The following is a 23,486-nucleotide window of genomic DNA, read 5'->3' as shown; positions in this document are numbered from 1 at the left end:
GGATGAGGGAAGCGGGTGGGCATGGGGGCGCTCCACCAGGGGAGTCCCCACGGAATTGGGCGGCGCATTTCCACCGAATTTCCACAACGCCGCGTACGTCCGTGACGGACCGGGGCAATGGATTGCCAGCGGCCCGGGGTACGCGCAGGAAACGCTTCTGCTCGAAGGGCGGATGGGGGACGCTCCGAAGCCACCCACGAACGGAGCGTGTGATGGCGTACATGTTGTTGATTCTGGAAGAGAGCACCCGCAAGCGGAGCCGGACACCCGAGGAGGGAGGGCGCGAGATGGAGCGGATGGTGGGCTTCGTCGAGGACCTCAAGGCCCGAGGGGTATGGAAGGCGAGCGACTCGCTCCGCTCCGTTTCGGAAGGGGTGCGGGTCGAGGTCCGAGGCGGTCAGCACACCCTGCGCGATGGCCCGTTCGCCGAATCCAAGGAGATTGTCGGGGGCTACGTCCTCTTCGACTGCCCTACCCGTGCGGAGGCGCTCGAGATCGCCCGCAAGTGTCCCGCGGCCGAGTGGTCGACGGTCGAGCTGCGTGAAGTCGGCGTCTGCTACGAGGGAGACTGACTGCGGACATGCCCCATTGCAGGGGGAACGCCGAGCTCCGGGTCCACGTCATCCAAGGGAGGCGCCGGGCTCGGGGTCACGTCTCCAGCCGGGGCCCCGCGCCCGCGTTGCCTGTCTGCTTGGGTCAAGTAAGCTTCCGCCATGCGCCTCAGGAGAGCCGAAGCCGCCGATGCCACGGCCATCGCGGCCATCATCATCCCCACCATCCGCGAAGGCACGACGTACGCGCTCGACGCGAACATGAGCGAAGCGGACGCGCTGGCGTACTGGATGGGTCCGGACAAGGAAACGTTCGTCGCGGAGGAGGACGGTGTCATTCTCGGCACCTACTTCATCCGACCAAACCAGGCAGGCGGCGGACGACACGTCTGTAATTGCGGCTACATGACGAGCGCAGCCGCGACGGGCCGAGGCATCGCGCGGCGCATGTGCGCGCACTCGATGGAGTACGCACGCTCGCGTGGGTACCGCGCCATGCAGTTCAACTTCGTCGTCAGCACGAACGAACGGGCCGTGAAGCTCTGGCAGGCACTCGGGTTCGAAATCGTCGGGCGTCTCCCCCTCGCGTTCCAGCACCCCACCGCGGGCGAAGTCGATGCGTTCGTGATGCACCAGCCGCTCTGACGCACGCTCTCTCGGAGAAAGGAACCGAACTCATGCCGCAACGACTCTGGTTGATGCTCTTGGGAGTATTGGTGTCCTGTGCCTCGACTCCCAGCCCCCACGGCGCTCCCCTTGCCCCACTGGACCCAGGACCAGCTCCCCGTGGCCGCGGAGGTACAGGACCGGTCAACGTACGAGGATGGGATACTGGGCCAGGTCTGGTTCGCGGGGCGCGTCTGGACCTTTGATTATCCCGACAAGAAGCTGTGGCTGCGTGCTTCGGGAGATCTCCCGGCGGTGGAGCCTCGGCACCGGGTCCTGCTGGGATTCTCCTCGGACTCAAGCTGTCTTCGAACGCGCTTCCGAGTAGGCGGAGCATCCGTGACGGATGGCGACGAGGGCCCTGCCCGGGGGACCTGCCCTGGCCTTCATCGGAAACACGGCGTCCCGGCTCTCCCCTCTTTCCTCAAGACGCGGCGTGACGAAAAACATCGGGGCGCGGAAATGGATGCCGCACGTCGGGCGATGTCCCCTAGCATCCAGCGCCTCCCCCCGCTGAGAGCCGACTCCGCTGAACGCCACCGAACCGCGCCACCTCGCCGGCCTGGACCTGCTCCGGTGCCTGGCCATCCTCATCGTCGTCCTCTTCCACTACCCGCGCCCCGACGGCCACGAGACCTACCAGGTGCTCGCCAACTTCGGATGGACGGGCGTGGAGCTGTTCTTCGTGCTGAGCGGCTTCCTCATCGGCTCACAGCTCCTGGAGCCGGTGTCCCGGGGCGAGACACCGTCCCTGAAGCGCTTCTACCTGCGGCGCTCGCTGCGCATCCTGCCGCCCTATCTCATCGTCGTGGCCCTGTACCTCTTCATTCCCGCGTGGAGTGAACGCCCCGTGGAGACGCCCGCGTGGCGCTTCCTCACCTTCACGCAGAACTTCGGACTGCGCCGGAACGGATTCTCCCACGCGTGGTCGCTGTGCGTGGAGGAGCACTTCTACCTGGTGCTGCCCCTCACCGTGCTCGCGCTGCGCGGACGCGTCCGGGCGCCGCACCTCCTCGCGGGCGCGGCAGGGTTGTTGGTGGCCGGAATGCTCTTGCGCGGCGGCCTGTGGCAACGCCACTTCTCGATGCTCGGGCCGGGTGAAGCCGGGTGGCGCGGTTACGACACGCTCCTGTACTACCCGACGTACGCGCGGCTCGACGGGCTGGCGTGCGGCGTGTTGCTCGCGGCGCTGCGCGTCTTCCGACCCGCGGCATGGGAGCGCTGGACACGAGGGGCCCGCGCGGCAGGCCTGGCGTTCGTGGGGCTCGCGTGCCTGGGCGTCGTGCTTTGGCTGAACGAGGAACACTTCCGGTATCTCGCCCACACGATGCTCGCGTTCCCCCTGACCTCGGTGGGCTACGCGGCGCTGCTCGTGGCCCTGGCGGGCCCCACCGCCTCGCGCGTGTGCGCCCGCATCCCCGGCGCGAGGACCTTCGCGGTGCTGAGCTTCACCGTCTACCTCACCCACAAGGCCGTGCAGCACGCAGTCCGTGTCGCGCTGGAGCCCCATGGCATGGACGCCTTCCACCCCATCACACTGCTGGGAGGCGCCGTGGCGGTGCTGCTCGCGTCGCTCGCGCTGCACCACGGCGTGGAACGGCCCGCGCTCAAGTGGCGTTCGCGGCTGGAGACACGGCTCGTCGGTGAGCCTTCGCCTCAACCCGCCGCCCGCTAGCCCAACAACCTGGCAAGAGGGCGCCCATTACACGTGGACTCCGGGAGCCTCTCCTGGAGTGCCGAGCCTCGGGCGTCAGCGGTGGAGTGCTCTGGCATTGCGCGCCGAGTCACGAGTTTGTCGGGGATTCAAGAGACAGATGTATTGATGGATGACGTGGCTGCAACCCCTCACGGAGGGCGCATGCGCACGTTCCTGATTGGCGGTCTGTTGGCGATGGCGGTGGGCTGTGGCGGTCCCATGGAGCAGGAGCAAGAGGAGGAGTCGACCCTGGCCTCGGAGGAGTCGCCGCTCCCGAACTGCACCAACCTCCCAACCAGCGTCACCCGCTACTACAACGCCTCCCTCACGGCGGTCATCGGTGAGCGCGGGTGCTCCTGCGGCAGCTATGTCAACTGGGGGCGGACGTCGAAGTACTACAATGTCCGCGACAACTGCTAGCAAGCCGCTGAAGCAGCCTGCGTTGGAGCGCTGACAGGCGCTGCTTCATGAGGCGGCGCCCACCGGCCGGTCCGAGCGCCCGGAGCACGCTCGTGACTCACCACCGTCGGCGAACGGTCGCCTTGGGGCCGGTCACCAGGCTCGCTGCGGGCACGTCGTCGACGACGACCGCCCCGGCCGCGACCACCGCGTCGCGCCCGATACGGACCCCGGGCATGATGGTCGCGCCCGCGCCAATCCACACGTTCTCCGCGACGTCGATGGGTGCGCCCGTGAGGTACAGCCGCCGCTCGCCCGGGTCGACCGGATGGCTGACGGTGATGAACGTGGCCTTCGGGCCGACCATCACACCTTCGCCCAGCCGGATGCCGGCGTAGTCGAGGAACGTGCAGCCCTGATTGATGAACACGCGTTCGGCAAGCTCCAGACGCAGGCCGTGGTCCGTGTAGAAGGGCGGATAGATTGTCACCCTCTCCGGGAGCGGCCGGCCCAGGATCTGCTCGAACAGCGCGGCCTTGCCCGCCTCGTCCTCGAAAGGCAGGACGTTGAGGCGCGACGTCAGCTCGGTGACCCGCCGCACCCGCTCGCTCATCGCCGTGAACTCAGGTCCGAGAGCCCTCTCCCCCTTCGCCAGGGACTCAGGGCAGTGGATGCGCATGAGACGGTCAATGGGCATCCCAAGAGCTTCTCTCGACCCCACACCCAAATCCAGCGCTGAAACATTCCTTGGGAGTGCGTCAAGAAGGCGCGGGCACCTGCCTGGCGATATCGATGATCGCGGCGCGCACGAAGGCGCACGCCTCGTCCTCATCCAGCGCCGCGGGCCACAGCAGGTCCATGCCACCAGCGGGGTGCGCGAAGGGGAAGCGCGCGCTGCGAAGGTGCGGCCGCTGCCGCAGGACATGCGCCGCGAAGACATCGGGCAGGGTCGCGACCAACGGGCTGCCGTCAACGATGGCGCCTATCGCGCTGAAGCTCGCGACCGAGCAGCGGACGCGTCGCTCGACGCCGAACCGGTCCTCGACCGTGCCGCGCAGGTCGCCGTTGAAGGAGACGATGACGTGCTCCTGCGCGAGATACGCGCGCTTGCCAGGTCGCGCGCCGAGGTTCACGTGGCGCGGGTCGAACAGGCAGACGAAATGGCCGCGGATGAGCGGCGTGCGCAGAATGGCTTGCGGCAGCTTGTCGATGACCGTGGCCGCGAGGTCGACGCGACGGGTCGCCAGCGCCTCGACCACCGTGCGGAACTGGACCGGCGTGCAGACGAGCCGCATGTTGGGCGCGTCGCGACCGAGCCGGCGCAGCAGCGGCGGCAACAGCCATTCGTCCGCGTAATCGGCGAGTCCGACGCGGATGATCCTCTCGCTCTTGCGTGGGTCAAAGCGCGCCGGTGCGAGCGAGGCCTGGAGCATCGCCTCGAGCAGAGGACGGACCTCGGTCACGAGACGTGCGGCACGGCTGGTCAGAATCGCGCCGCGACCGTGGCGCACGAGCATCGGCGTTTCCAGCGACTCGCTGAGCCGGGAGAGCGCCGCGCTCACCGCCGACTGCGTGAGGTAGAGCCGCGCGGCCGCCTTCGTGACGGAGCCCGCGTCGGCGACGGCGACGAGCACGCGCAGCAGGTTGAGGTCGAGATTCCTGGCACGAACAACGTTCATGATTGGCATGCATGCTATTTGCTAGTGTGAATCGGGGCCAGCGTTAGATTTACGCCCATGACGAACACAGACAGACTCGGCGGTCGATTCACGTTCCCCGGCACATCGCTCACGGTGCACCGCATGGGCTACGGCGCCATGCAGCTCGCGGGCCCGCACGTCTGGGGACCGCCGAGCCATCCCGAAGCGGCCGCGGCGGTACTCCGCGAGGCGATTGCGCTCGGCATTGACCACATCGACACGAGCGACGCCTACGGGCCCCACGTCACGAATCAGCTCATTCACGCCACGTTGCATCCGTATCCCAAGAACGTCGTGCTCGTGTCGAAGGTGGGTGGGCGGCGTGGCGCGGACAGGTCGTGGCTCCCGGCGCTATCGCCCGCGGAGCTCCGCTCGGGCCTCCAGGACAACCTGCGCAACCTCGGGCTCGACGCAATCGACGTCGTGAACCTGCGCATGATGAGCATGACGCCCACGGAGGGCCCTCTCGACAAGGAACTCGCCGTCCTCATCGAGCTCAAGCGAGAGGGGCTCGTTCGACACATCGGCCTCAGCAACGTGACGGCGCGCCAGGTCGAGCAGGCGCAAGCGCTCACTGAAATCGTGTGCGTGCAGAACCACTACAACCTGGCGCATCGAGGAGACGACGCGCTCATCGACGCGCTGGCGAAGCAGGGCATCGCCTACGTGCCGTTCTTCCCGCTCGGCGGCTTCACGCCGCTCCAGTCCTCGACGCTGTCGGAAGTGTCGAACGAACTGGGCGCGACGCCGATGCAGGTCGCACTCGCGTGGCTGCTGCACCGCGCGCCGAACATCCTGCTCATCCCGGGCACGTCGTCGGTCGCGCATCTGCGCGAGAACGTGGCCGCCGCATCACTCGTGCTGCCGGAGAAGAGCATCACCGCGCTCGACGGAATCGCGCGTTGACAGTGACCTGCGCCGGCTCCGGCCACCACGGGGGCAGGCCGTGAAGAAGCGTCGGCTCAGCGTCGACCCGGCGGAAGCGCGTCTCCGGGAGGGGGTCCACCTGCCCTCCGGGAGAGGTCGCAGTCCTCGGGACAGTCGCAGCGGGTCTCCCGCGCGTCACATACGCCGTCGCCACAGCGGCGACAGACGGGCTGGGCCGCTGTGCCGAGCCGCGAGTCACACGTCCCCTCCTTCGACACGACACCGCAGCGAGGGAGCAACCCGGGACAGCAGGCCAGGGGGCCCGCGATGGCTCCTTCTCCGGCACACGCCTCCTCGCCGCTCCACGCAGAGCAGAAGCGGGTGCCATCACAGTAGGCCGCCTCCCGGCAGTGCTGGGGAAACTCCCCGCATCGCTCCACGGGCAATCCCTCACACCACACATCCGGGCGCGACTCCCAAGGCAGCCACTCCGTCAGCTCAGCCGGCACACCGCCCCAGAGCACCACGGCGCCAACGGCGCTCCCCACGAGCATCATGAGCACGACCACGAGGAGGTGGTGCCCGGGAGGTTGCGCGGTTCGCCCCGAGCGAGCAGAGACGTGAGCGCCGCCGCGTCCCTGGAGGAGACGGCCTTCATCACCGCCGATTCCTCGACCTCATCGCCGGGGACCGGCTCCGGCGCCCGGGCACATCCCTGAGCGAGCAGCACCCCCGCGGTGATGGCCAGCAGGCCCAGGACTCCACGGAGCCCCACGCCCCACGTCTGACATTCAGGAGCCATGACTCCCATTCAACCCAGAGCCCCCCTGGATGGGAAGCCGGCGCCACCCCGAGGCTTCCGAGAGACAGCGCTCACGGAAGCCCGGGATGTGGGGCCGCTACCGGAAGTTGGGCAGCACCCACAGGTTGTAGCTGTTGGCGGTGAGGGTGAGGCTGACGAAGTACGTCCCCGGGGCGGGGTCGATGATGGTGCAGGTCGAGTTCGGACTCGGGAAGGGATATGCGCAGTCCCGCTCCGTCGCCGTCGGCGGTGCATCCTTGCGCACCGCGAGGCTCAGGTTCCCGTAGTAGGAGCCCGACTCGCCCGTGGTCCGATAGCCTGTCGTCACCGTGAAGTAGTCGACGCCCTCGGGAACGACAATCTTGTAGGTGCGCACCACGCCCTCGGAGCCGCCGACTCCGTAGAAGTAGTCCTGGTTGAGCAGCAGCGGGGCCTGGTCCAGACGGGGGCCATGGAAGGCCCCGACACGGACGTGGCTGAAGGACGTGGTGGCGCTCAGCACGCGGGCATACCAGGGACCCTCGGCGGGATTTTCGAGGGTGCAGCGCACGGAGCCCTTGGCCAGGTAGGCGCAGCGCGGGCTCGCGGCGGTGGGCAGGGTGCCACGCTCGACGCGGACATCGAAATGCTCATACGTCGACGTCGTGTCATAGCGCAGCTCGAACGAATACATGGCCGCGTTGGCGGGCACGTCCAGGTGGAAGTATTGCGTCTTGCCTGCGTCGAACTGGAGGTTGGTCGCGGGGATGCCATTGGCGAGCGGCGTCACCGTGTCCGTCTGGAAGTAGCCGCCCGTGAGGGTGACGAACTCGTACGCCTCCGTCCCCGTCAACGTGACGAACCACGTCCCCGGCTGCGGATTGGCGAACGTGCACTGCTTCAGGTTGCCCGGGCCCGTCGTCGCGCAGTCCAGCGTGGCGCCGTCCACGGCGCGGCCACCCCGCTTCACCTTCAGGTTCACGCTCCCCGTCCCATTCTCGGTGGCGAACCACAGCGTGGCCTGGCCGGGAGGCACCTCCAGCTTCCACTGCTTCTGCGAATACTTCGGCCCCTTCTGTCCCGACAGAGAGACATGGGAGGTCAGCGCGGGAAGATGCTCGCCCGGCGTCATCGCGTAGGAAGCGCGCAGGACGGGCACCGATGCGCCCACCTGGTCCCGCACCGCCACGTACCAGGTGCCGGGCTGCGGGTTGGTGATGGCGCAGGTCTCCTCGTTGCCAGGACTGTTCGTGGAGGCGCAGTCGTAGGCACTCGGGTCGGCCAGCGCGCCGTGTTTCACATACAGGTCCGCGTTGCCGGTGCCCGAGTAGGGAGCGCCCGACAACTGGAAGAGCAGGTCCGTCGCGCCCACGGGCACTTCGAGCCGCCAGTGCCTCGTCGCGCCCTTCGCGCCGTTGAACGGCCACTCCTGGATGTCATTGGCCAGGGGCCGCACGTCTCGTCCCGTCGTCGTGAAGCGGACCGCGCCTTCGAAGCCCTCCGTCGTCGGGCCGGTGGAGCTGTAGATGCCGCCCTGAACGGTGAGGTACCAGGTGCCGGGGGCGGGGTTGGGGATGTCGCAGATGGAGGCGGGCCCGCAGTCGAAGAAGACGCTGGCCGGGGAGGCCTCGTGCCGCAGCCACTGATAGGCATACGCCGCCTTGGGCGTGCGGCGGGCATTGAGCAGCTCGGTGAGCAGGTAGGCCTGGCCCTCTGGCACCTGGATGCGGAACGTCTGGAAGGACCTGGACGCGCCGGCGACGGGCACGGGGACGCCATCCACGAGGTCGGAGGTGGGCCCCCGCTCCAGGTGCTGCCAGTAGAACGACTCGGACGTCTGGGGGTAGTCCGACGGGAACTCCAGCAGGGCGAACCAGTCCCCGGGCTGGGGCGAGGGGATGCTGCATTCCTGCCGGACATGGCCCGGCTTCACGGATGCGCAGTCGTAGTCAGAGGACGTCGGCAGACGGCCCTGGCGCACGTACAGCTTCGCCTCGGAGTTGCCCCCCGTGTAGGCGTTGAGGCCCGTGCTTCCGACGGGGACCTCGAGCTTGAAGTAGCGCCGGGGCGGCCAGTTGTTGACGGTGGCGCCGTAGCCCAGGTCCTGCGTCGTCTCGGGCGCGGTGTAGTCCGCGGTCAGCGTGGCGTCCGAGTACGTCGAGCTTCCCTCCAGCCGGATGTACCAGGTGCCGCCCTCCGGACGCTCGATGTCGCAGTAGCCCGAGCAGTCGTAGCTGGTGGACGTGGGCGCGGAGCCCCGCTTCGCGTGGAGCCACGTCTTGCCCGTGCCGACCGTGGTCGAGACCCTGAGCCGCGTCTGGTTCGGCGGAACCTGGAACACGAACATCCGGTCCTCGGTGGGGCGGCCCGCGATGCCCGTCCGGGGCTCGCCCTTGCGCAGCTCCTCGGGCGGAGGTGGCTCGGCCGCGGTGTACTCGGCGGTGAACGAGACGCCCTGGTAGTAGGAGCCGGACTCGGGCCAGAAGAACCACGTGCCCGGCTGCGGGTTCTCGATGATGCAGGGCCAGTTGAACAAGCTCGCGCACTCGGCGGTCGTGGTCGTCGGGATGCCGCCCAGCCTCGCGTAGGCGTGGGGGAAGCCCGTGCCGCCGGTGCCCCAGAAGGCCAGGCGCTTCTGCCCCGGGGGGACTTCCAGCGAGTAGTAGACGTAGTCCCGGGCTCCCGCGGTGACGGGGCCTGTCGGCTGGCCATTCTGCAGGGCCGTGGTCTCGATGCGACCGCCGTAGGTGCCCACGAGGTCCAGCCCCGTGAAGGAGGAGTCAGGGATGATGTGGACGTACCACGGGCCCGCCTGGGGCTTGTCGAACTGGCATTGCTCCGGGCCCGTGCCGAACTCGGAGCAGTCGTACACACCGCCCGCGGGCTCACTGCCATGGCGGACATACATCCAGTACCGGCCGCTGAAGATGTAGGAGACCTCGATGGTGAGGCTGCCCGTGTCGGGGGGCACGTCGAGGCGGTAGACGAACGGACCGCCATCGCGGCTGTTGAGCTCGACGGGCACGGCATTGGTGAGCGGCAGCCCGATGGGGCCACCTCCCGTCGTCGTCACGAGCAGCGTGGCGCCGCTGAACGCCGAATAGCCGTAGAGGAGGATGTGGTAGGTGCCGGCCTGCGGGTTCGTCACCGAGCAGCTCTCCGTGTTCGTGCCCCCCCGGGAGACGCAGGCGTAGGTCGCGGTCGACGGGGCGCTCGCGCGCTTCAGGTAGAGGTCCGCGTCCCCCGTGCCGCCCGCGAGGTCGACCTTGAGGAGGCTCTGTCCGGTGGGGACCTTCACCGTGAAGTAGAGCGAGCCCCCCTTGGCCCCGGTGATGTTGGCCTGGGGCTGGCCGACGGAAATCAGCGTGGGGACCGCGACGGCCGCGCCCAGCAGGCTCACGTTGCTGAAGGTCGCGGCGCCGCGAACCAGGAGGTACCACGTGCCCACCTTGGGGTAGCTCACCGAGCAGCCCTCCGTGGTGCCGACGACGCGGGAGCGGCAGTCGTAGGTGGCCAGCGTCGGCGCGCTGCCGTGGCGCAGGTAGAGGTCCACGTCGCCCGTGCCGCCAGAGGTGGTCACCTCCAGGGAGGACTGCTGGGCGGGGACCTCCATCGTGTAGAGGAGCCAGTCGCCCACGCCCCCTGCGACCTTCACCACCTGATTGTCCGCGAGCACCTTGGCGACGCCGGTGCCCGTGCCAAGGGGAGAATAGGTTCCGGTGAGGCTCAGCCCGGAGAAGGCGCTGGTGGCCTTGAGGAGGACGTACCACGTGCCCGAAGACAGCCGGCTGGCCACGGTGCAGCTTCCCGTGCTGCCCGAGGTCGTCGAGCTGCATTGGGCATTGGCGGGCGTGGGGGTGCTCCCAAAGTAGACGTACATGTCCGCGTTGCCGCTCGCGCCGGACATGGTGAACGTCACCACGTTCTGGTTGGCCGGGACATCCAGCGTGTAGAGGAGCTCCGCGCCGGTGGCGGCGGAGAGGCCGGTGACGGGCTGGCCGTTGACCAGCGCGCCGTTGACCAGGGCCTGGGGCGCGGTCTCGGTGGAGGAGGGAGTGCCGGCGGTCGGTGCGTCGACCGGTTCGGGCGCACAGGCGCCCAGCAGGAGCAGCGCTCCCGCGAGCAAGGAGAAGAGATGGCGACGATGCACGGAATCCTCGTGTCGTGAATGAAGGGCTCGCCGCGACGCCGGCCTGTCGCTCGATGCCAACCTTCAAACGCAACCCTGTGTCATTTGTCGCATCGAGTGCGCATGGCGCTCCGCGACGCGCGCGACGCAAGACGTAGGGTGGCATGCCCGGGCGCGACGGCTGTGCCTGCCAAACGCCGACGTGGACTCCGGCGAGCCCGCTCAGCAGGAGCGCTCCGAGGTAGACCTCCTCCGAGTGCCTGTTCGGGCCTCCTGGCCGCGTCAATCGCTGAAAACGATGGGGGCGCGCAGGACCTGTTCCTCCGCCCCACGTTCTCTTGTTCCTACTTGCTCACCGCGATGGACTTCCGGAAGAGCGACAGGCTGTAGACGAAGAAGCCGATGCCCACCCCGGCCACCATCAGGAACTGGCGCCAGACGGCATCCAGCCCTCCGCCGCGGTAGATGATGACCTGCGAGAAGCTGACGAAGTGCCGGGCCGGCAGGAGGTACGTGATGTACTGGAGCCACTTCGGCTGGCTCTCGACGGGCGTGCTTCCGCCCGACAGCAGCATCAGCACGAGGACCACGAGGATGATCAGCAGCGCGAACTGCGCCATGGACCGTGAGATGGTCCCCAGGAAGATGCCGAGCGCGGTGGCGAAGAAGAGGTAGAGCACGACACCGCAGAACCAGAGCGTCACCGAACCGGCGAACGGCACCTTCAGCACCAGGTGCACCACGAAGAGGAGCGAGGCCGCCGTCGCCACGAGAATCACGAGGCCGTTCGCCCAGATCTTCGCCATGGCGATTTCGAACGCGGTCAGCGGCATCACCAGCAGGTGCTCCAGCGTCCCGTGCTCGCGCTCGCGGATGACCGCGGCACCCGTGAGCACGACGGTCAGCAGGGTGATTTGATTGATGATGGCCACCACGCTCTTGAACCAGGACGACACCCCGTTGGGGTTGAAGAGCTTTCGGATGACCAGGTTGATGGGCTTGGGCCCCGTCTCCTCCGTGCGCTGGAGGAAGGAGTGGATGCGGTCCGTGAGGATGTTCTGGATGTAGCCGGCGCCGATGCCCGCCTGCTGCATGGCGGTCGCGTCGATGTTCACCTGGATGTCCGGGGTGCGGCCCGCGCGCAGGTCGTGCTCGAAGCGCGGCGGAATCACGACGACGAACAGGAACCGGCCCCGGTCCATGGCCGGCTGGATGTCGTCGGCGGAGATGAGCTCGGGCAACATGAAGCGGGGGGGATAGAAGGCGTTGAAAAGCTCCTTGGACAGCAATGAGCCGTCTTCATCCACGAAGGCAATCGAGGCGTTGTTCACCTCGCTCGAGGTGCCCGTCGCCTGGACATAGATGGCCAGGGTGAATGCATAGATGACGAAGATGACCATCACCGCGTCGCTCAGCAGGCTGCGAATCTCCTTGAGCCCGAGCCACAGGATGTTGAGCAGCGAGTTCATCCCTATTTCTCCTGCTTCCGCAGGCCGATGAAGCTGATGGCCAGGAGGACGGGGATGCAGGCGGCCAGGAAGAGGACGTCGCGCAGCATGAGGCCGGCTCCCAGTCCCTTCGTGTAGGCGCCCAGGCTGGCGTGCATGTAATAGGTCGCCGGCCAGATGGACCCGATGACGCCCGCGCCGCCCTGCAGCGTGGAGACGGGCTGCAGCAGGCCGGAGAACTGGATGGTCGGAACAATGGTCAGGATGGCCGTGACGAAGACGGCCGCGACCTGGCTGTTGGTGAACGTCGAGGTCACCATCCCGAGGCCTGTCGTCGCCATGACGTAGAACAGCGTGCAGAGCATCAGCATCAGGAAGCTGCCCTTGATGGGCACGCGGAAGACCACCAGTGTCAGGGCGGTGAGGATGAGGAAGTTGGCCATGCCGATGACGACGTAGGGCAACTGCTTGCCGAGCAGGTACTCCAGCCGCCCGGTGGGCGTGACGTAGAAGTTGATGATCGACCCCAGCTCCTTCTCGCGCACGATGCTGACCGTCATGAGGATGGCGGGTATCAGCAGCAGCAGCAGCGCCGGGACGCTCGGAACGATGGAGTAGATGCTCTTGAACGTCGGGTTGTACATGAAGCGCTCTTCGATGTTGGCCGTGTACTTCGGGGGCCCCGCGGGATTGAGACCGCTCGCGGGGTCCACCAGCAGCCGGTTGTGCACTCCCTGGACGTATTGCTGGACGGTGTCGCCGCGGAAGGTCATGGCGCCATCCACCTGGGCCAGGACCTCGGGCCCGGAGCCCCGGCGGAGGTCCCGGCTGAAGTCGGGCGGTATCTCCAGCAACACCGAGATGTCATCCGATTGCAGCCGCCGCAGGGCCTCGTCCGCGGATTCGGCGGGCGGAGTCGGCGTGAAATAGGGCTTCGCCCCCGAGAACTGCTCCAGGTACGCACGGCTTTCAGTCGACTGGTCGAGGTCCAGCGCGGCGAAGCGGATGTTCTCGACGTCGGTGGTGATGCCGAAGCCGAAGACGAGCATCAACAGCGCCGAGCCGATGAAGGCAAAGGCCAGGCGGATACGGTCGCGGCGAATCTGCACCGCCTCGTTGTGGGCGTACGCAAGCAGCCGGCCGAGTCCCAGTTGGAAGGCGCTCTGCTTGGATGGGGCCGGAGGGGGCGCGGGCGCGGGCGCCTCGGGAGCGGGGGCCGCGGCCGCGCCCTTGCCTTCGGCGCGGGCCGCGTCGGCGATGGCGTCCTCCATGTAGGCGATGAAGGCCGTCTCCAGGCTGTCGGCCTTCTGGGCCTCGATGAGCTTCTGGGGCGTGTCACACGCCAGCACCCTCCCCGCGTTCATGAGCGAGATGCGGTCGCAGCGCATCCCCTCGTTCATGAAGTGCGTCGTCACGAAGATGGTGACGCCCTGCTTCCGCGAGAGGTCGATGAGCAGCTCCCAGAAGCTGTCCCGGGCGACCGGGTCCACACCCGACGTGGGCTCGTCCAGGATGAGGATCTGCGGCCCGTGCAGGACGGCGACCGCCAGCGAGAGCCGCTGGCGCAACCCCATCGGCAGCGCCTCGGCCAGCGAATCCACGTGCGCGCCGAGGTCGAAGCGCTCGACGAGTTCCTGGATGCGCGCCTTCGCCTGCTCTGGTGGCAGGTGATAGAGGCGGGCATGCAGGACCAGGTTCTGCTGCACGGTGAGCTCGCCATAGAGCGAGAAGGCCTGCGTCATGTAGCCAAGACGCTTGCGCACCTCCATGCTCCCGGCCTCGACGGAGCCGCCGAAGAGCTTCGCCGTCCCTTCCGTGGGAGGCAGCAGCCCGGTCAGCATCTTCATGGTGGTGGACTTGCCGCAGCCGTTGGAGCCCAGGAAGCCGAAAATCTCTCCGCGCTCAATCGACAACGTGACGTGGTCGACGGCGGTGAAGGTGCCGAAGCGCCGCGTGAGCCCGTGCGCCTCGATGGCCAGCTCCGCGTTGCCCGGAGGCCGGGGCGGGATGGTGAGCACCACGTGGCCCTTGCGCTTCTCCTCGGGCAGCAGCGCGATGAAGCACTGCTCGAGGTTGCTCGTGCCCGAGCGCTCCATCAGCTCCGCGGGCGTCCCGGTCGCCAGCACGCGGCCCTCGTCCATGGCGACGAGCCAGTCCCACTGCTGTGCCTCGTCCATGTAGGCCGTGGAGATGATGACGCTCATCCCCGAGCGCCCGGCGCGAATCTCGTCGATGAGCTTCCAGAACTGCCGTCGGGAGAGCGGGTCGACGCCGGTGGTGGGCTCGTCGAGGATGAGCAGGTCCGGGTCATGCACCAGCGCGCCGCAGAGCCCCACCTTCTGCTTCATGCCGCCGGAGAGCTTGCCGGCCGGGCGCGCCGCGAACTTTCCCAGCCCCGTCGCCGCCAGGAGCTGCGGGACACGGACCTTGCGCTCCTCCGGTGACAGGCCGAAGAGCCGGGCCATGAAGTCGACGTTGTCGTAGACGCTGAGCTCCAGGTAGAGGTTCTTGCCCAGCCCCTGAGGCATGTAGGCGATGCGCGGCCCCACCTCGCGGCGGTGCCGGGCGTCGGCGATGTCGCCGCCCAGCACCGTCACCCTCCCCTCCTGCAGCTTCTTGGAGCCGGCGACCAGGGCCATCAGCGTCGACTTGCCCACGCCATCGGGCCCGATGATGCCCACCATGATGCCGGAGGGAAAGTCGAGCGAGATGCCGTCGAGCGCGACGACCTTGCCGTAGCGGTGTGTCACGTCCTGGAGCGAGACGACGGGGCCGCTCGAGAGCCCGCCCGGCGAATCTGGCGACGCGGATGAGTTCATGGCGGAGCCCTCACCGGTCGCCTGGCTAGGGAATGACGGCGCCTGCCCCGATGACCTTCTGCAGTGGGGCCGGCCACGATGCGGAAGGAGTCAGCTTGACGTAACCGACGCCGCGAATTCCCGTCTTGATGCGCTCGACATAGCGGGCGGCCAGCTCCTTGGGGATTTGAATCTTCACCCGGAACATCAGCTTCTCCCGCTCGCTCTTCGTCTCCACCTGCTTGGGCGTGAACTGCGCCTCCGGGGACACGAAGCTGACATACCCGGCGACGGCACGTTCGGGCTCGGTGTCGACCTGGATGCGCGCCTCGGAGCCGATCTTCACGCGGGCGGCCTCGTTGGCGGGGAGGAAGATCTCCATATAGACGTCTTCCAGGTTGACCAGGGTCAGCGCCGGTCCTCCGGGCGCGAGCACCTCGCCCGGCTCGGCGAGGCGATAGAGGACTCTTCCCGTCACCGGAGACGTGAGCGTCGCGTCGGTGATGCGCGTCTGAATCGTCGCCGCGTTGGCGCGCGCGACTTCAATCTCATCCATGGAGGTCTTCAGCATGGCCTCCGCTTCCAACAAACCAGCCCGGGTCGTCTCCAGCTTGCTCTCGCGGACGTCCAGGTCCCGCTGCGAGCCAGCGCCATCCTTCACCAGCCGCCTCGCGCGCTCGACCTCGATGGTGGCGAGCTCGATTTCACTCCGCTGCTTGACGATGCCCGCCTTGGCCACCGCCAGGTGTTCTTCCGTGGCGGCGATGTTCGCGTTGGCCTCCGCGAGGTTGGCCTCCAGCGTGGAGGTGTCCAACTGCACCAGCACCTGGCCCGGCCTGACGAGGTCACCCTCGTTCACGCGGATCTGCCCCACCCGAAGGGGCTCCTTGGCGGCGACGTCGACGAGCTTCGCCTCGATGCGTCCGTTGCCCGAGACAATCCCTTCCGGCAGCTCGGATTTCTTTCCCTTCCAATATCGGAAGCCAATGAATGCGGCGATCGCAATGGCGACCAGCCCGATGATCCACTTGGCCTTTCCCTTCGGGACAGTCTTGGGCATGGCGGGCTTTCTATTGCTTCCCCTGGGGAGGGTTCTCCGAGACCTCGGGCTTCCGGGGCGTGGACACCACGTTGCCCCAGTCGGTCCGCTTCTCCATTTCGCTCCGGACGCGCTCGGGGACCACCGGCACCCCCTGTCGCACCTCCCAGCCTCCGCCCAGCGCCTTGTAGAGGGAGACCAGATTCGTGGCGATGGCGGAGCTCGCCTGGGCCCGGTTGTTCTGCTGCACGAGGAGCGAGCGTTGCGCGTCCAGCACGCGCTGGAAGTCCACGGCGCCTTCCCGGTACTGCACCATGGAGAGCTCCACCGACCGCTGGGCCGCCTTCACGGCGGCCTCCTCGAATGCCAGGGCTTTATGAGACTGAACGAAGCCCACCAGGGCGTCCGTGACCTCCTGGGCCGCCTTGAGCACCGTGTTCTGATAGTTGATGAGCAGTTGCTGGAACCGCGCATCCTGGACACGCACCCCGTTCTTCAGGCGGCCATAGTTGAGGAAGGGCCAGACGATGCGCGGGCCGAAGCTGTAGGCCAGGCTGTGGATGGAGGCGAGGTTGCCGAAGGTGCCGCCGGCGCTGCTCGCCTCGAGCCCGACGGAGCCCACGAGCGTGAAGCTCGGATAGAGTTCCGCCTTGGCGATGCCGATGCGGGAGCACTGCGCGGCGGCGGACAGCTCCGCGCTGCGGACGTCCGGACGCCGCCGCAGAATCTCCGCCGGCATGCCGACAGCCACCGTCGCGGGCGCCACCGGAATCTGCTTGGGCCCCGCCAGCAACGCCTCCAGGGCCCCCGGGGGCCGGCCCAGGAGCGCGCTCAAGGCATTGAAGGACTGTTCCAACCCAATCTCCAGCTGAGGGAGGGAGGCCCGGGTGCTCTCCAACAGCGTCGCCGCCTGGACCACGTCCAGCTCCGAGGTCGCGCCGTTGCTGAAGCGCGACTGGGCGATGTTCAGCCCTTCCTCCTGAATCCTGATGTTCTGCTCGGCCTGAGCCATGAGCACCTCGAAGGTGCGAATCGAGACATACGTCCGCGCGACCTCCGCGGTGAGCGCGACGATGGCGGATTGGTAGTCCGCGGCCGATGCGAGCAGGCCCGCGGTTCCCGACTCCACGCCCCGCCGGTACTTTCCCCAGAAATCCAGCTCCCAGAGGGCGTCGAAACCCACGGCATAGTTCAGGAAGTCGCGGTCGAACCCGAGCCTGGAGAGATTGGCCGCGTTCTCGCTGAGCCCCACCCCGGTGACGTTGCCGGTGGCCACCTGCACCTGTGGATACTGCTGGCCCGTGAGGATGCCCAACTGGGCGCGGGCTTCCACGATGCGCAGCCCCGCGACCTGCAGCGGCAAGTTCTGCTGGTAGGCCTGCTCGACCAGGCGATCGAGTGTCGGATCGCCGAACGCCTTCCACCACTCGGCGTCAACCACGGGCTGCGTCGTGATTCGCGGTTCGCCTTGGGTGTTCCACTCTTGAGGAACCGCGGCGACAGGCCTCGTGAATTCGGGGCCCACCGAGCAGCCGGAGAGCGCCGAAAGGACGCAGAGCAGCGGTAACGCGCTGCCCATGGGTGAAAGCCCTCGGGGTACCCCCTGTCTGGTACTGCCCAATTCCCGCATTCCGAGCACCCCGTGACGAGGAAGAATCGCCATGGTCCAGGGCAAGCGTGAGCGGGACTTGAGCGCGATGTGGGTGTCGTTGTCGCGACACCGGTCCATCTTCGGCGCGGCGGGAATGGTTGACCCGGTGTCCTCAGACGCCCGCGGTCGGTTTCCCAGGTGGCGTGCCGTCGGAGCCGTCTTGCTCGAGGAGGGCGGCTGGGTCCGTCACGACGATGTCCGCGCCGCAGCGGCGAAGCTCGGCGGCCCGCCCCCGGCGGTCGACGCCTACGACATAGCCGAAATGGCCCGCACGCGCCGCTGAGACGCCCGCGGGTGCGTCCGCGAAGACAACCACTTCCCCGGAGCCGACACCGAGGGCCTGGACCGCCGTGAGATAGACATCGCCGGGCGGCGTGCCCTCGACCCGCGCATCGAAGAGGTCCGCGAGGCCGGAGGACTGGAGCACCTCGGTGGAGTGCCCGAGTTCGGAGACGACCGCGAGCCGCAGGCGGTCAGCGCGCGCCGCCTGGACGTAGCGGACCGCGCCCTCATACGGTTCCACGTGCTCGTGCTGGAGCATCTCGACCAGGAGCTCGCCATGACGGTCGGTCAGCGCGCGCACCGTATTCTCCGGCAGCTCGATGTCACGAGCGGCGAGGAACGCGCGGATGCCATCCAGGGGCAACATGCCGTCGAAGTGACGGCTGTAGTCGCGGATCAGGTCGAAGGGGATGAAGGGTTGCCCCGACGCTCGCGCCCGTCTCCGCAGGTAGTAGTCACACAGGTTCTTCCAGGCCCTCGCCTGGAGGCTCGCGGTCTGGGTGAGGACATCATCGAGGCCGAAGAGGCAGGCGCGCGCGCGGGGAGGCAGCCCCAGCCGCGTCCGTGCGAGGGGCGGCTGGCCCAGGATGAAGGTCTCGACCGCATGGGCGAAGCCCTCCTCGTCGTTGGTGCGAGTCACGTGGCGTGCGGAGCGTCGGACGTCGTCGCTGGCGTTGCCCATGGCGATGCCAAGCCCGGCGGCCTTCAGCATGGGGAGGTCATTGGGCATGTCGCCGATGGCCGCGATCTGGTCCAGGGGAAGCTGGAGAATGCGTGCGGCCTCGCGTACGACCATGCCCTTGTTCGCTTCGGGGTGCGTGACGTCGAGGTAATAGGGCGTCGAGCGCATGGCGGACGCCTCGGTGCCCAGTCGACCGGCGAGCTCCGCCTCGCAGCGCTCGACGCGTGCCCGGTCCTCACTCACTCCGACGATCTTGATGGGCTCGTCGAGCACGGCGGACAGGTCCTGGACGACGGTCGGGTCGAACCCGAGGTTGTTCCTCTCGCGCGCCACGCGGAACGCCTCGGCATCGCGGAGGAACCAATCGGCGCCTTGATACACCCAGACATCGAGGCCCGCTCGCAACAGGTGGTCGATGGCCTGCCTGGCGACGGCGAGGGGAAGCGTTCGCTGCGCCAACGTGGTCGTCAGGTCGGGCTGGACGTACACACCGCCGTTGAAGGCAGCCAGGGGGGCGGTGAGCTTCAGTGCCGCGACCACCTCCGCCATCCCACGCGGCGGCCGTCCGCTCGTGACGGTGAACTGGATGCCCCTGGAACGCAGTCGGGCGACAGCCTCGCGGGTCCGCTCGGTGAGGACCTTGTCCTGTGTCACCATCGTTCCGTCGATGTCCGCGATGAGCAACCTGATCGCCATGGCCGTCTCCCGTGCTCGACCCGCTCCCCGACGCAACCGCGGGCAGGGGGGGCCACCAGAAGAAGGTAGCCCCGCGGCACATCCGCTGCCTCGCGGGTAGCTCTCCGGCTCTCCCCTCCTCGGTGGCTCTGCGGGCCGGCCCATTGCCGACCGGTGACCCGCCGATTGCTGGTGCCTCGGGGCGCGCTCAGGCTACTTCGGACGGAGGGGAGTTCTCGAAGTGACGTCAAGGGCGAAGCGGGCACCGCCCGGACAGCGGTGCCGCCAGCCGACATCAAGGCAAACCAGACCTGAGATCAGATTCTGCATTTCTGCATTGAGGAGTGACGTGTCATGGCACATCCAGTGACGACCAAGGGGGCGGGGACGCAGATGCCGTTGTCCGCCAGGGGAGCAGCCGCCAGGGAGCAGTCCAGGGATGGCCCACTCGCCGCCAGCGAGGTGGAGTTGATGAACGCGTACTGGCGTGCGTGCAACTACCTCTCGGTGGGGATGATCTACCTCCAGGACAACCCGCTGCTGCGGAGGCCCCTGGTGCCGGAGGACGTGAAACATCGACTCCTCGGCCATTGGGGAGCAAGCCCCGCGCTCTCGTTCGCATGGGTCCATCTGAACCGGCTCATCGTCAAACACGACCTGGACGTGCTCTTCGTGGCCGGGCCGGGCCATGGCGCCCCTGGCGTGCTCGGGCCGACGTATCTCGAGGGGACCTACTCCGAGGTGTATCCGGACAAGAGCATGAACGAGGAGGGGATGCGGAGGTTCTTCAAGCAATTCTCCTTCCCGGGTGCCATCGGCAGCCACGTCACTCCGGAGACGCCAGGGTCCATCCATGAAGGCGGCGAGCTTGGCTACAGCCTCTCTCACGCATACGGCATGGCCTTCGACAATCCCGACCTCGTCGTCGCCTGCGTCGTGGGTGACGGTGAAGCAGAGACGGGCCCCCTCGCGACGGCCTGGCACTCGAACAAGTTCCTCAATCCCGTGCGCGACGGCGCCGTGCTGCCGATCCTGAACCTCAACGGGTACAAGATCGCCAACCCGACCATCCTCGCCCGCATCAGCCGGGAAGAGCTCGAGGCCCTGTTCGTGGGCTACGGCTACAAGCCCTATTTCGTCGAAGGCAGCGACCCGACCCGGATGCACCAGAAGATGGCGGAGACCCTGGAGCACGCCGTCGAGGAGATTCGAGACGCTCAAAGAGCGGCACGGCGGTCGAACACCCCGACACGTCCACGCTGGCCCATGATCATCCTGCGCGCGCCCAAGGGATGGACCGGCCCGAAGGAGCTCGGCGGGCACAAGCTGGAAGGGTCCTGGCGCTCACACCAGGTCCCATTCTCCGACGCGCGGCAGAACCCGGCGCACTTGAAGGTCCTCGAGGATTGGATGCGCAGCTACCGGCCCGAGGAGCTGTTTGATGCGCGCGGAACCCTGATTCCAGAGCTCCAGGCACTCTCACCCAAGGGGCCCCGGCGAATGGGCGCGAACCCACACGCCAATGGCGGTGTGCTTCGCAAGGACCTCAAGCTCCCCGACTTCCGTGACTATGCGGTGAAGGTGGAGTCGCGGGGCACGTCGTTGCATGAGAACACGAAGCCCCTGGGCGAGTTCCTGCGCGACGTGATGCGAGGCAACCCGACGAACTTCCGCGTCTTCGGTCCGGACGAGACGGCGTCGAACCGGCTCCAGGCCCTCTACGAGGCGAGCAAGAAGACCTGGATGGCGGACCTGTTGCCAGAGGACGCCGACGGCGGCGAGCTCGCGCGTGACGGCCGTGTCATGGAGATGCTGTCGGAGCACACGTTGCTCGGCTGGCTCGAGGGGTATCTGCTCACGGGACGCCACGGCCTCTTCCACACGTACGAGGCGTTCGCCCACGTCATCGATTCCATGTTCAACCAGCACGCCAAGTGGTTGGACGTCAGCAAGAACCACGTGAGGTGGAGGGCGCCCGTCGCCTCGGAGAACATCCTGCTGTCTTCGACTGTATGGCGCCAGGACCACAACGGGTTCTCACATCAGGACCCGGGGTTCATCGACCTGGTGACCAACAAGTCCGCATCAGTCACACGCATCTATCTGCCTCCGGACGCCAACACGTTGCTGGTGGTGGCGGACCAGTGTCTGCGCAGCACCGACTGCATCAACGTCATCGTCGCCGACAAGCAGAAGCACCTGCAGTTCACCACCATGGAGGAGGCCATCGCCCATTGCGCCAAGGGCCTGGGCATCTGGCGGAGGGCCAGCACGGACGCCGACGTGGAGCCGGACGTCGTCATGGCTAGCTGCGGCGACGTCGCCACGCAGGAGGCGCTGGCCGCCACCGCCATCCTGCGCCAGCGCGTGCCGGACTTGAAGCTGCGGTTCATCAACGTCGTCGACCTGTTCAAGCTCCAGTCGGCGGCGGACCATCCGCACGGGTCGACCGAGCGAGAACTCGAGGGACTCTTCACACCGGACAAGCCCATCATCTTCAGCTTCCACGGGTATGCGTCCCTCATTCACAAGCTCGCCTATCGCTTCAAGAATCAGGAGAACCTTCACGTTCACGGCTACAAGGAGAGAGGCAACATCAACACGCCGTTCGAACTGGCGATGCTGAACGAGACATCTCGTTTCCATCTGGTCATCGACGTCATCGACCGCGTGCCGAAGCTGAGCGCGAAGGCGGGGCACCTGAAGGAGGAGATGAGGACCGCGATCGTCGACAATACGGCCTACGCGCACGAGCATGGCAGGGATCGTCCTGAGATCGCCAATTGGACCTGGCAGGACTGAGGTTCCCGGATGGAGCGACGAGCCTTTGAAGCAGGAGACGCGGAGGGCGCACTGCTGGTGCTCAACGCCGGCTCGTCGAGCCTGAAGTTCTCGCTCTTCCTCGATGAGGACCCGCCCCGCCTCCTGCTGCGGGGGGCGTTCGAGGCATTGTCGACGCAGCCTCGGTTCCTCGCGCGCGCGGGCGGCTCCATCATCGGCGAGGAGGACTGGGCCCCAGGAACGCAGCTCGGCTACGAGGGCGCCCTCGACCATCTGTTCGCCTGGGGGCGAGGGGGTGTACTCGGGGGGCGTCACGTCACGGCCGTGGGCCATCGTGTGGTTCATGGCGGTTCGCATTTCTTCGGGCCTGCGCTCATTGACGCCGCGACGCTGGCAGCCCTGGAAACGCTCATTCCGCTCGCGCCGTTGCACCAGCCCCACTGCGTGGAGGCAATCAAGGCCGTCACGGGGACGGCGCCATCGGTGGCGCAGGTCGCATGCTTCGATACCGCGTTTCACCGGACCCAGCCTCCAGTGGCCCAGTCCTTTGCCCTGCCCCGCCGTCATACCGAAGAGGGAGTTCGCCGATACGGGTTTCATGGGCTCTCCTACGAATACATCGCCTCCACGCTCCCGAGCGTGGCCCCCCAGGCCGCGGCCGGGCGCACGGTCGTCGCGCACCTCGGCAATGGCGCGAGCATGTGCGCCCTGCTCGGAGGGCGAAGCGTGGCGACGACCATGAGCCTCACCCCATTGGATGGCCTCATGATGGGCACCCGCTGCGGCGCGATTGATCCCGGAGTCCTGCTCTACCTGATGAAGCAGCACGGCATGGACGCGAGCGCCCTGGAGCGGCTTCTCTACGAGCAATCCGGCTTGCTGGGCGTCTCCGGCGAGTCCAGCGACATGCGAGACCTGCTCGGCCGCTCCAGTGCCAGCGCGGCGGAGGCGCTGGAGCTGTTCGTCTACCGTATCAATCGCGAGCTCGGGTCGCTCGCGGCGGCACTGCACGGGCTCGACGCCATGGTCTTCACGGGCGGCATTGGCGAGAATGCCGCGCCGATTCGCGCACGGGCCTGTCGCGATGCGCGCTGGCTCGGCCTGGAGCTCGATGATGAGGCGAATGCTCGCGGTGGGCCCTGCATCACCAGGCCAGGGAGCCGTGTATCCGCCTGGGTCATTCCCACGAATGAGGAGGCGATGATCGCCCTCCACACCCGGCGGGTGCTGGGCTCGGCACGTCGGAGGCCGCGTTGACGAGGGTGGAATGGTGAAGCCGCGGCCTTGGCGGCGCACGGCTGGCTGCCCCGCCCGCGAATGACTGCCATTGCACGCGTCGCA

At 67.5% G+C, this 23,486-nt stretch carries 16 protein-coding genes; 7 read left to right on the top strand and 9 right to left on the bottom strand.

What is annotated here, in order from left to right:
- The first annotated feature begins 212 nt into the window (after window positions 1-212).
- From HR086_RS12925 to HR086_RS12910, 4 genes are all read left to right on the top strand, one after another.
- Entirely contained in the window at window positions 213-572 is a 360-nt protein-coding gene (locus HR086_RS12925; protein WP_174458707.1) for a YciI family protein, read from the top strand.
- A 141-nt stretch (window positions 573-713) separates the two neighbouring features.
- The gene (locus HR086_RS12920) at window positions 714-1,196 is read left to right on the top strand and encodes a GNAT family N-acetyltransferase (RefSeq protein WP_174458708.1); all 483 of its coding nucleotides are present in this window, start codon (window positions 714-716) and stop codon (window positions 1,194-1,196) included.
- 550 nt (window positions 1,197-1,746) lie between these two features.
- Window positions 1,747-2,892, top strand: coding sequence for an acyltransferase (locus HR086_RS12915; protein ID WP_306663280.1), 1,146 nt, complete (start codon window positions 1,747-1,749; stop codon window positions 2,890-2,892).
- A 183-nt stretch (window positions 2,893-3,075) separates the two neighbouring features.
- The gene (locus HR086_RS12910; RefSeq protein ID WP_174458709.1) at window positions 3,076-3,333 is read left to right on the top strand and encodes a hypothetical protein; all 258 of its coding nucleotides are present in this window, start codon (window positions 3,076-3,078) and stop codon (window positions 3,331-3,333) included.
- A 97-nt stretch (window positions 3,334-3,430) separates the two neighbouring features.
- Here the strand turns inward: HR086_RS12910 and HR086_RS12905 are convergent, their stop codons facing one another.
- A complete protein-coding gene (locus HR086_RS12905) occupies window positions 3,431-3,925 on the bottom strand; it encodes a DapH/DapD/GlmU-related protein (protein WP_254626303.1) in 495 nt (164 codons plus the stop codon).
- A 145-nt stretch (window positions 3,926-4,070) separates the two neighbouring features.
- Complete coding sequence (locus tag HR086_RS12900; protein ID WP_246137109.1) at window positions 4,071-5,000, bottom strand: LysR family transcriptional regulator; 930 nt, start codon at window positions 4,998-5,000, stop codon at window positions 4,071-4,073.
- A gap of 48 nt (window positions 5,001-5,048) precedes the next feature.
- On the opposite strand from HR086_RS12900, the gene HR086_RS12895 reads away from it, so the two are divergent.
- Complete coding sequence (locus HR086_RS12895; protein WP_174458711.1) at window positions 5,049-5,918, top strand: aldo/keto reductase family oxidoreductase; 870 nt, start codon at window positions 5,049-5,051, stop codon at window positions 5,916-5,918.
- Window positions 5,919-6,432: 514 nt separating this feature from the next.
- On the opposite strand, the gene HR086_RS12890 is transcribed toward HR086_RS12895, so the two are convergent.
- The 7 genes from HR086_RS12890 to HR086_RS12860 all read right to left on the bottom strand — a co-directional run bounded on the left by HR086_RS12890 (window position 6,433) and on the right by HR086_RS12860 (window position 19,385).
- Window positions 6,433-6,681 (bottom strand): hypothetical protein, encoded by a 249-nt coding sequence (locus HR086_RS12890; RefSeq protein ID WP_174465761.1) that lies wholly within the window; start codon window positions 6,679-6,681, stop codon window positions 6,433-6,435.
- A 97-nt stretch (window positions 6,682-6,778) separates the two neighbouring features.
- Window positions 6,779-10,810, bottom strand: coding sequence for a PPC domain-containing protein (locus HR086_RS12885; RefSeq protein WP_174465760.1), 4,032 nt, complete (start codon window positions 10,808-10,810; stop codon window positions 6,779-6,781).
- Window positions 10,811-11,133: 323 nt separating this feature from the next.
- The gene (locus HR086_RS12880) at window positions 11,134-12,258 is read right to left on the bottom strand and encodes an ABC transporter permease (RefSeq protein WP_174458714.1); all 1,125 of its coding nucleotides are present in this window, start codon (window positions 12,256-12,258) and stop codon (window positions 11,134-11,136) included.
- Between the two features lie 2 nt (window positions 12,259-12,260).
- On the bottom strand, window positions 12,261-15,056 hold the full coding sequence (gene rbbA / locus HR086_RS12875; RefSeq protein WP_174458715.1) for a ribosome-associated ATPase/putative transporter RbbA: 2,796 nt from the start codon (window positions 15,054-15,056) through the stop codon (window positions 12,261-12,263).
- A gap of 25 nt (window positions 15,057-15,081) precedes the next feature.
- Entirely contained in the window at window positions 15,082-16,095 is a 1,014-nt protein-coding gene (locus tag HR086_RS12870) for an HlyD family secretion protein (protein ID WP_174458716.1), read from the bottom strand.
- A gap of 10 nt (window positions 16,096-16,105) precedes the next feature.
- The gene (locus tag HR086_RS12865; protein ID WP_174464094.1) at window positions 16,106-17,653 is read right to left on the bottom strand and encodes an efflux transporter outer membrane subunit; all 1,548 of its coding nucleotides are present in this window, start codon (window positions 17,651-17,653) and stop codon (window positions 16,106-16,108) included.
- A gap of 184 nt (window positions 17,654-17,837) precedes the next feature.
- Window positions 17,838-19,385: a Cof-type HAD-IIB family hydrolase gene (locus tag HR086_RS12860; RefSeq protein WP_174458718.1), complete on the bottom strand. Its 1,548-nt coding sequence runs from the start codon at window positions 19,383-19,385 to the stop codon at window positions 17,838-17,840.
- 333 nt (window positions 19,386-19,718) lie between these two features.
- Here HR086_RS12860 and HR086_RS12855 point away from each other — a divergent pair, with 333 nt between their 5' ends.
- Window positions 19,719-22,166, top strand: a complete 2,448-nt coding sequence (locus HR086_RS12855; RefSeq protein WP_217440896.1) for a phosphoketolase — start codon at window positions 19,719-19,721, stop codon at window positions 22,164-22,166.
- Window positions 22,167-22,175: 9 nt separating this feature from the next.
- Window positions 22,176-23,402 carry an acetate/propionate family kinase gene (locus HR086_RS12850; protein ID WP_174465759.1) on the top strand — a complete coding sequence of 409 codons (1,227 nt, stop codon included), beginning with the start codon at window positions 22,176-22,178 and terminating at the stop codon, window positions 23,400-23,402.
- Window positions 23,403-23,486: the final 84 nt, after the last annotated feature.

The organism is Myxococcus sp. CA039A (genome assembly GCF_013336645.1).
GTDB lineage: Bacteria > Myxococcota > Myxococcia > Myxococcales > Myxococcaceae > Myxococcus > Myxococcus llanfairpwllgwyngyllgogerychwyrndrobwllllantysiliogogogochensis.
This window is presented reverse-complemented; position numbering and strand designations above follow the sequence as displayed.

Excerpts from the sequence above, each read along its gene's own strand:
- HR086_RS12905 (WP_254626303.1), bottom strand. The coding sequence starts at position 3,925 with ATGAGCGAGCGGGTGCGGCGGGTCACCGAGCTGACGTCGCGCCTCAAC.
- HR086_RS12925 (WP_174458707.1), top strand. The coding sequence starts at position 213 with ATGGCGTACATGTTGTTGATTCTGGAAGAGAGCACCCGCAAGCGGAGC.
- HR086_RS12890 (WP_174465761.1), bottom strand. The coding sequence starts at position 6,681 with ATGGCTCCTGAATGTCAGACGTGGGGCGTGGGGCTCCGTGGAGTCCTG.
- rbbA (WP_174458715.1), bottom strand. The coding sequence starts at position 15,056 with ATGAACTCATCCGCGTCGCCAGATTCGCCGGGCGGGCTCTCGAGCGGC.
- HR086_RS12865 (WP_174464094.1), bottom strand. The coding sequence starts at position 17,653 with ATGGGCAGCGCGTTACCGCTGCTCTGCGTCCTTTCGGCGCTCTCCGGC.
- HR086_RS12850 (WP_174465759.1), top strand. The coding sequence starts at position 22,176 with ATGGAGCGACGAGCCTTTGAAGCAGGAGACGCGGAGGGCGCACTGCTG.
- HR086_RS12870 (WP_174458716.1), bottom strand. The coding sequence starts at position 16,095 with ATGCCCAAGACTGTCCCGAAGGGAAAGGCCAAGTGGATCATCGGGCTG.
- HR086_RS12900 (WP_246137109.1), bottom strand. The coding sequence starts at position 5,000 with ATGCCAATCATGAACGTTGTTCGTGCCAGGAATCTCGACCTCAACCTG.
- HR086_RS12895 (WP_174458711.1), top strand. The coding sequence starts at position 5,049 with ATGACGAACACAGACAGACTCGGCGGTCGATTCACGTTCCCCGGCACA.
- HR086_RS12855 (WP_217440896.1), top strand. The coding sequence starts at position 19,719 with ATGGCACATCCAGTGACGACCAAGGGGGCGGGGACGCAGATGCCGTTG.
- HR086_RS12860 (WP_174458718.1), bottom strand. The coding sequence starts at position 19,385 with ATGGCGATCAGGTTGCTCATCGCGGACATCGACGGAACGATGGTGACA.
- HR086_RS12910 (WP_174458709.1), top strand. The coding sequence starts at position 3,076 with ATGCGCACGTTCCTGATTGGCGGTCTGTTGGCGATGGCGGTGGGCTGT.
- HR086_RS12920 (WP_174458708.1), top strand. The coding sequence starts at position 714 with ATGCGCCTCAGGAGAGCCGAAGCCGCCGATGCCACGGCCATCGCGGCC.
- HR086_RS12880 (WP_174458714.1), bottom strand. The coding sequence starts at position 12,258 with ATGAACTCGCTGCTCAACATCCTGTGGCTCGGGCTCAAGGAGATTCGC.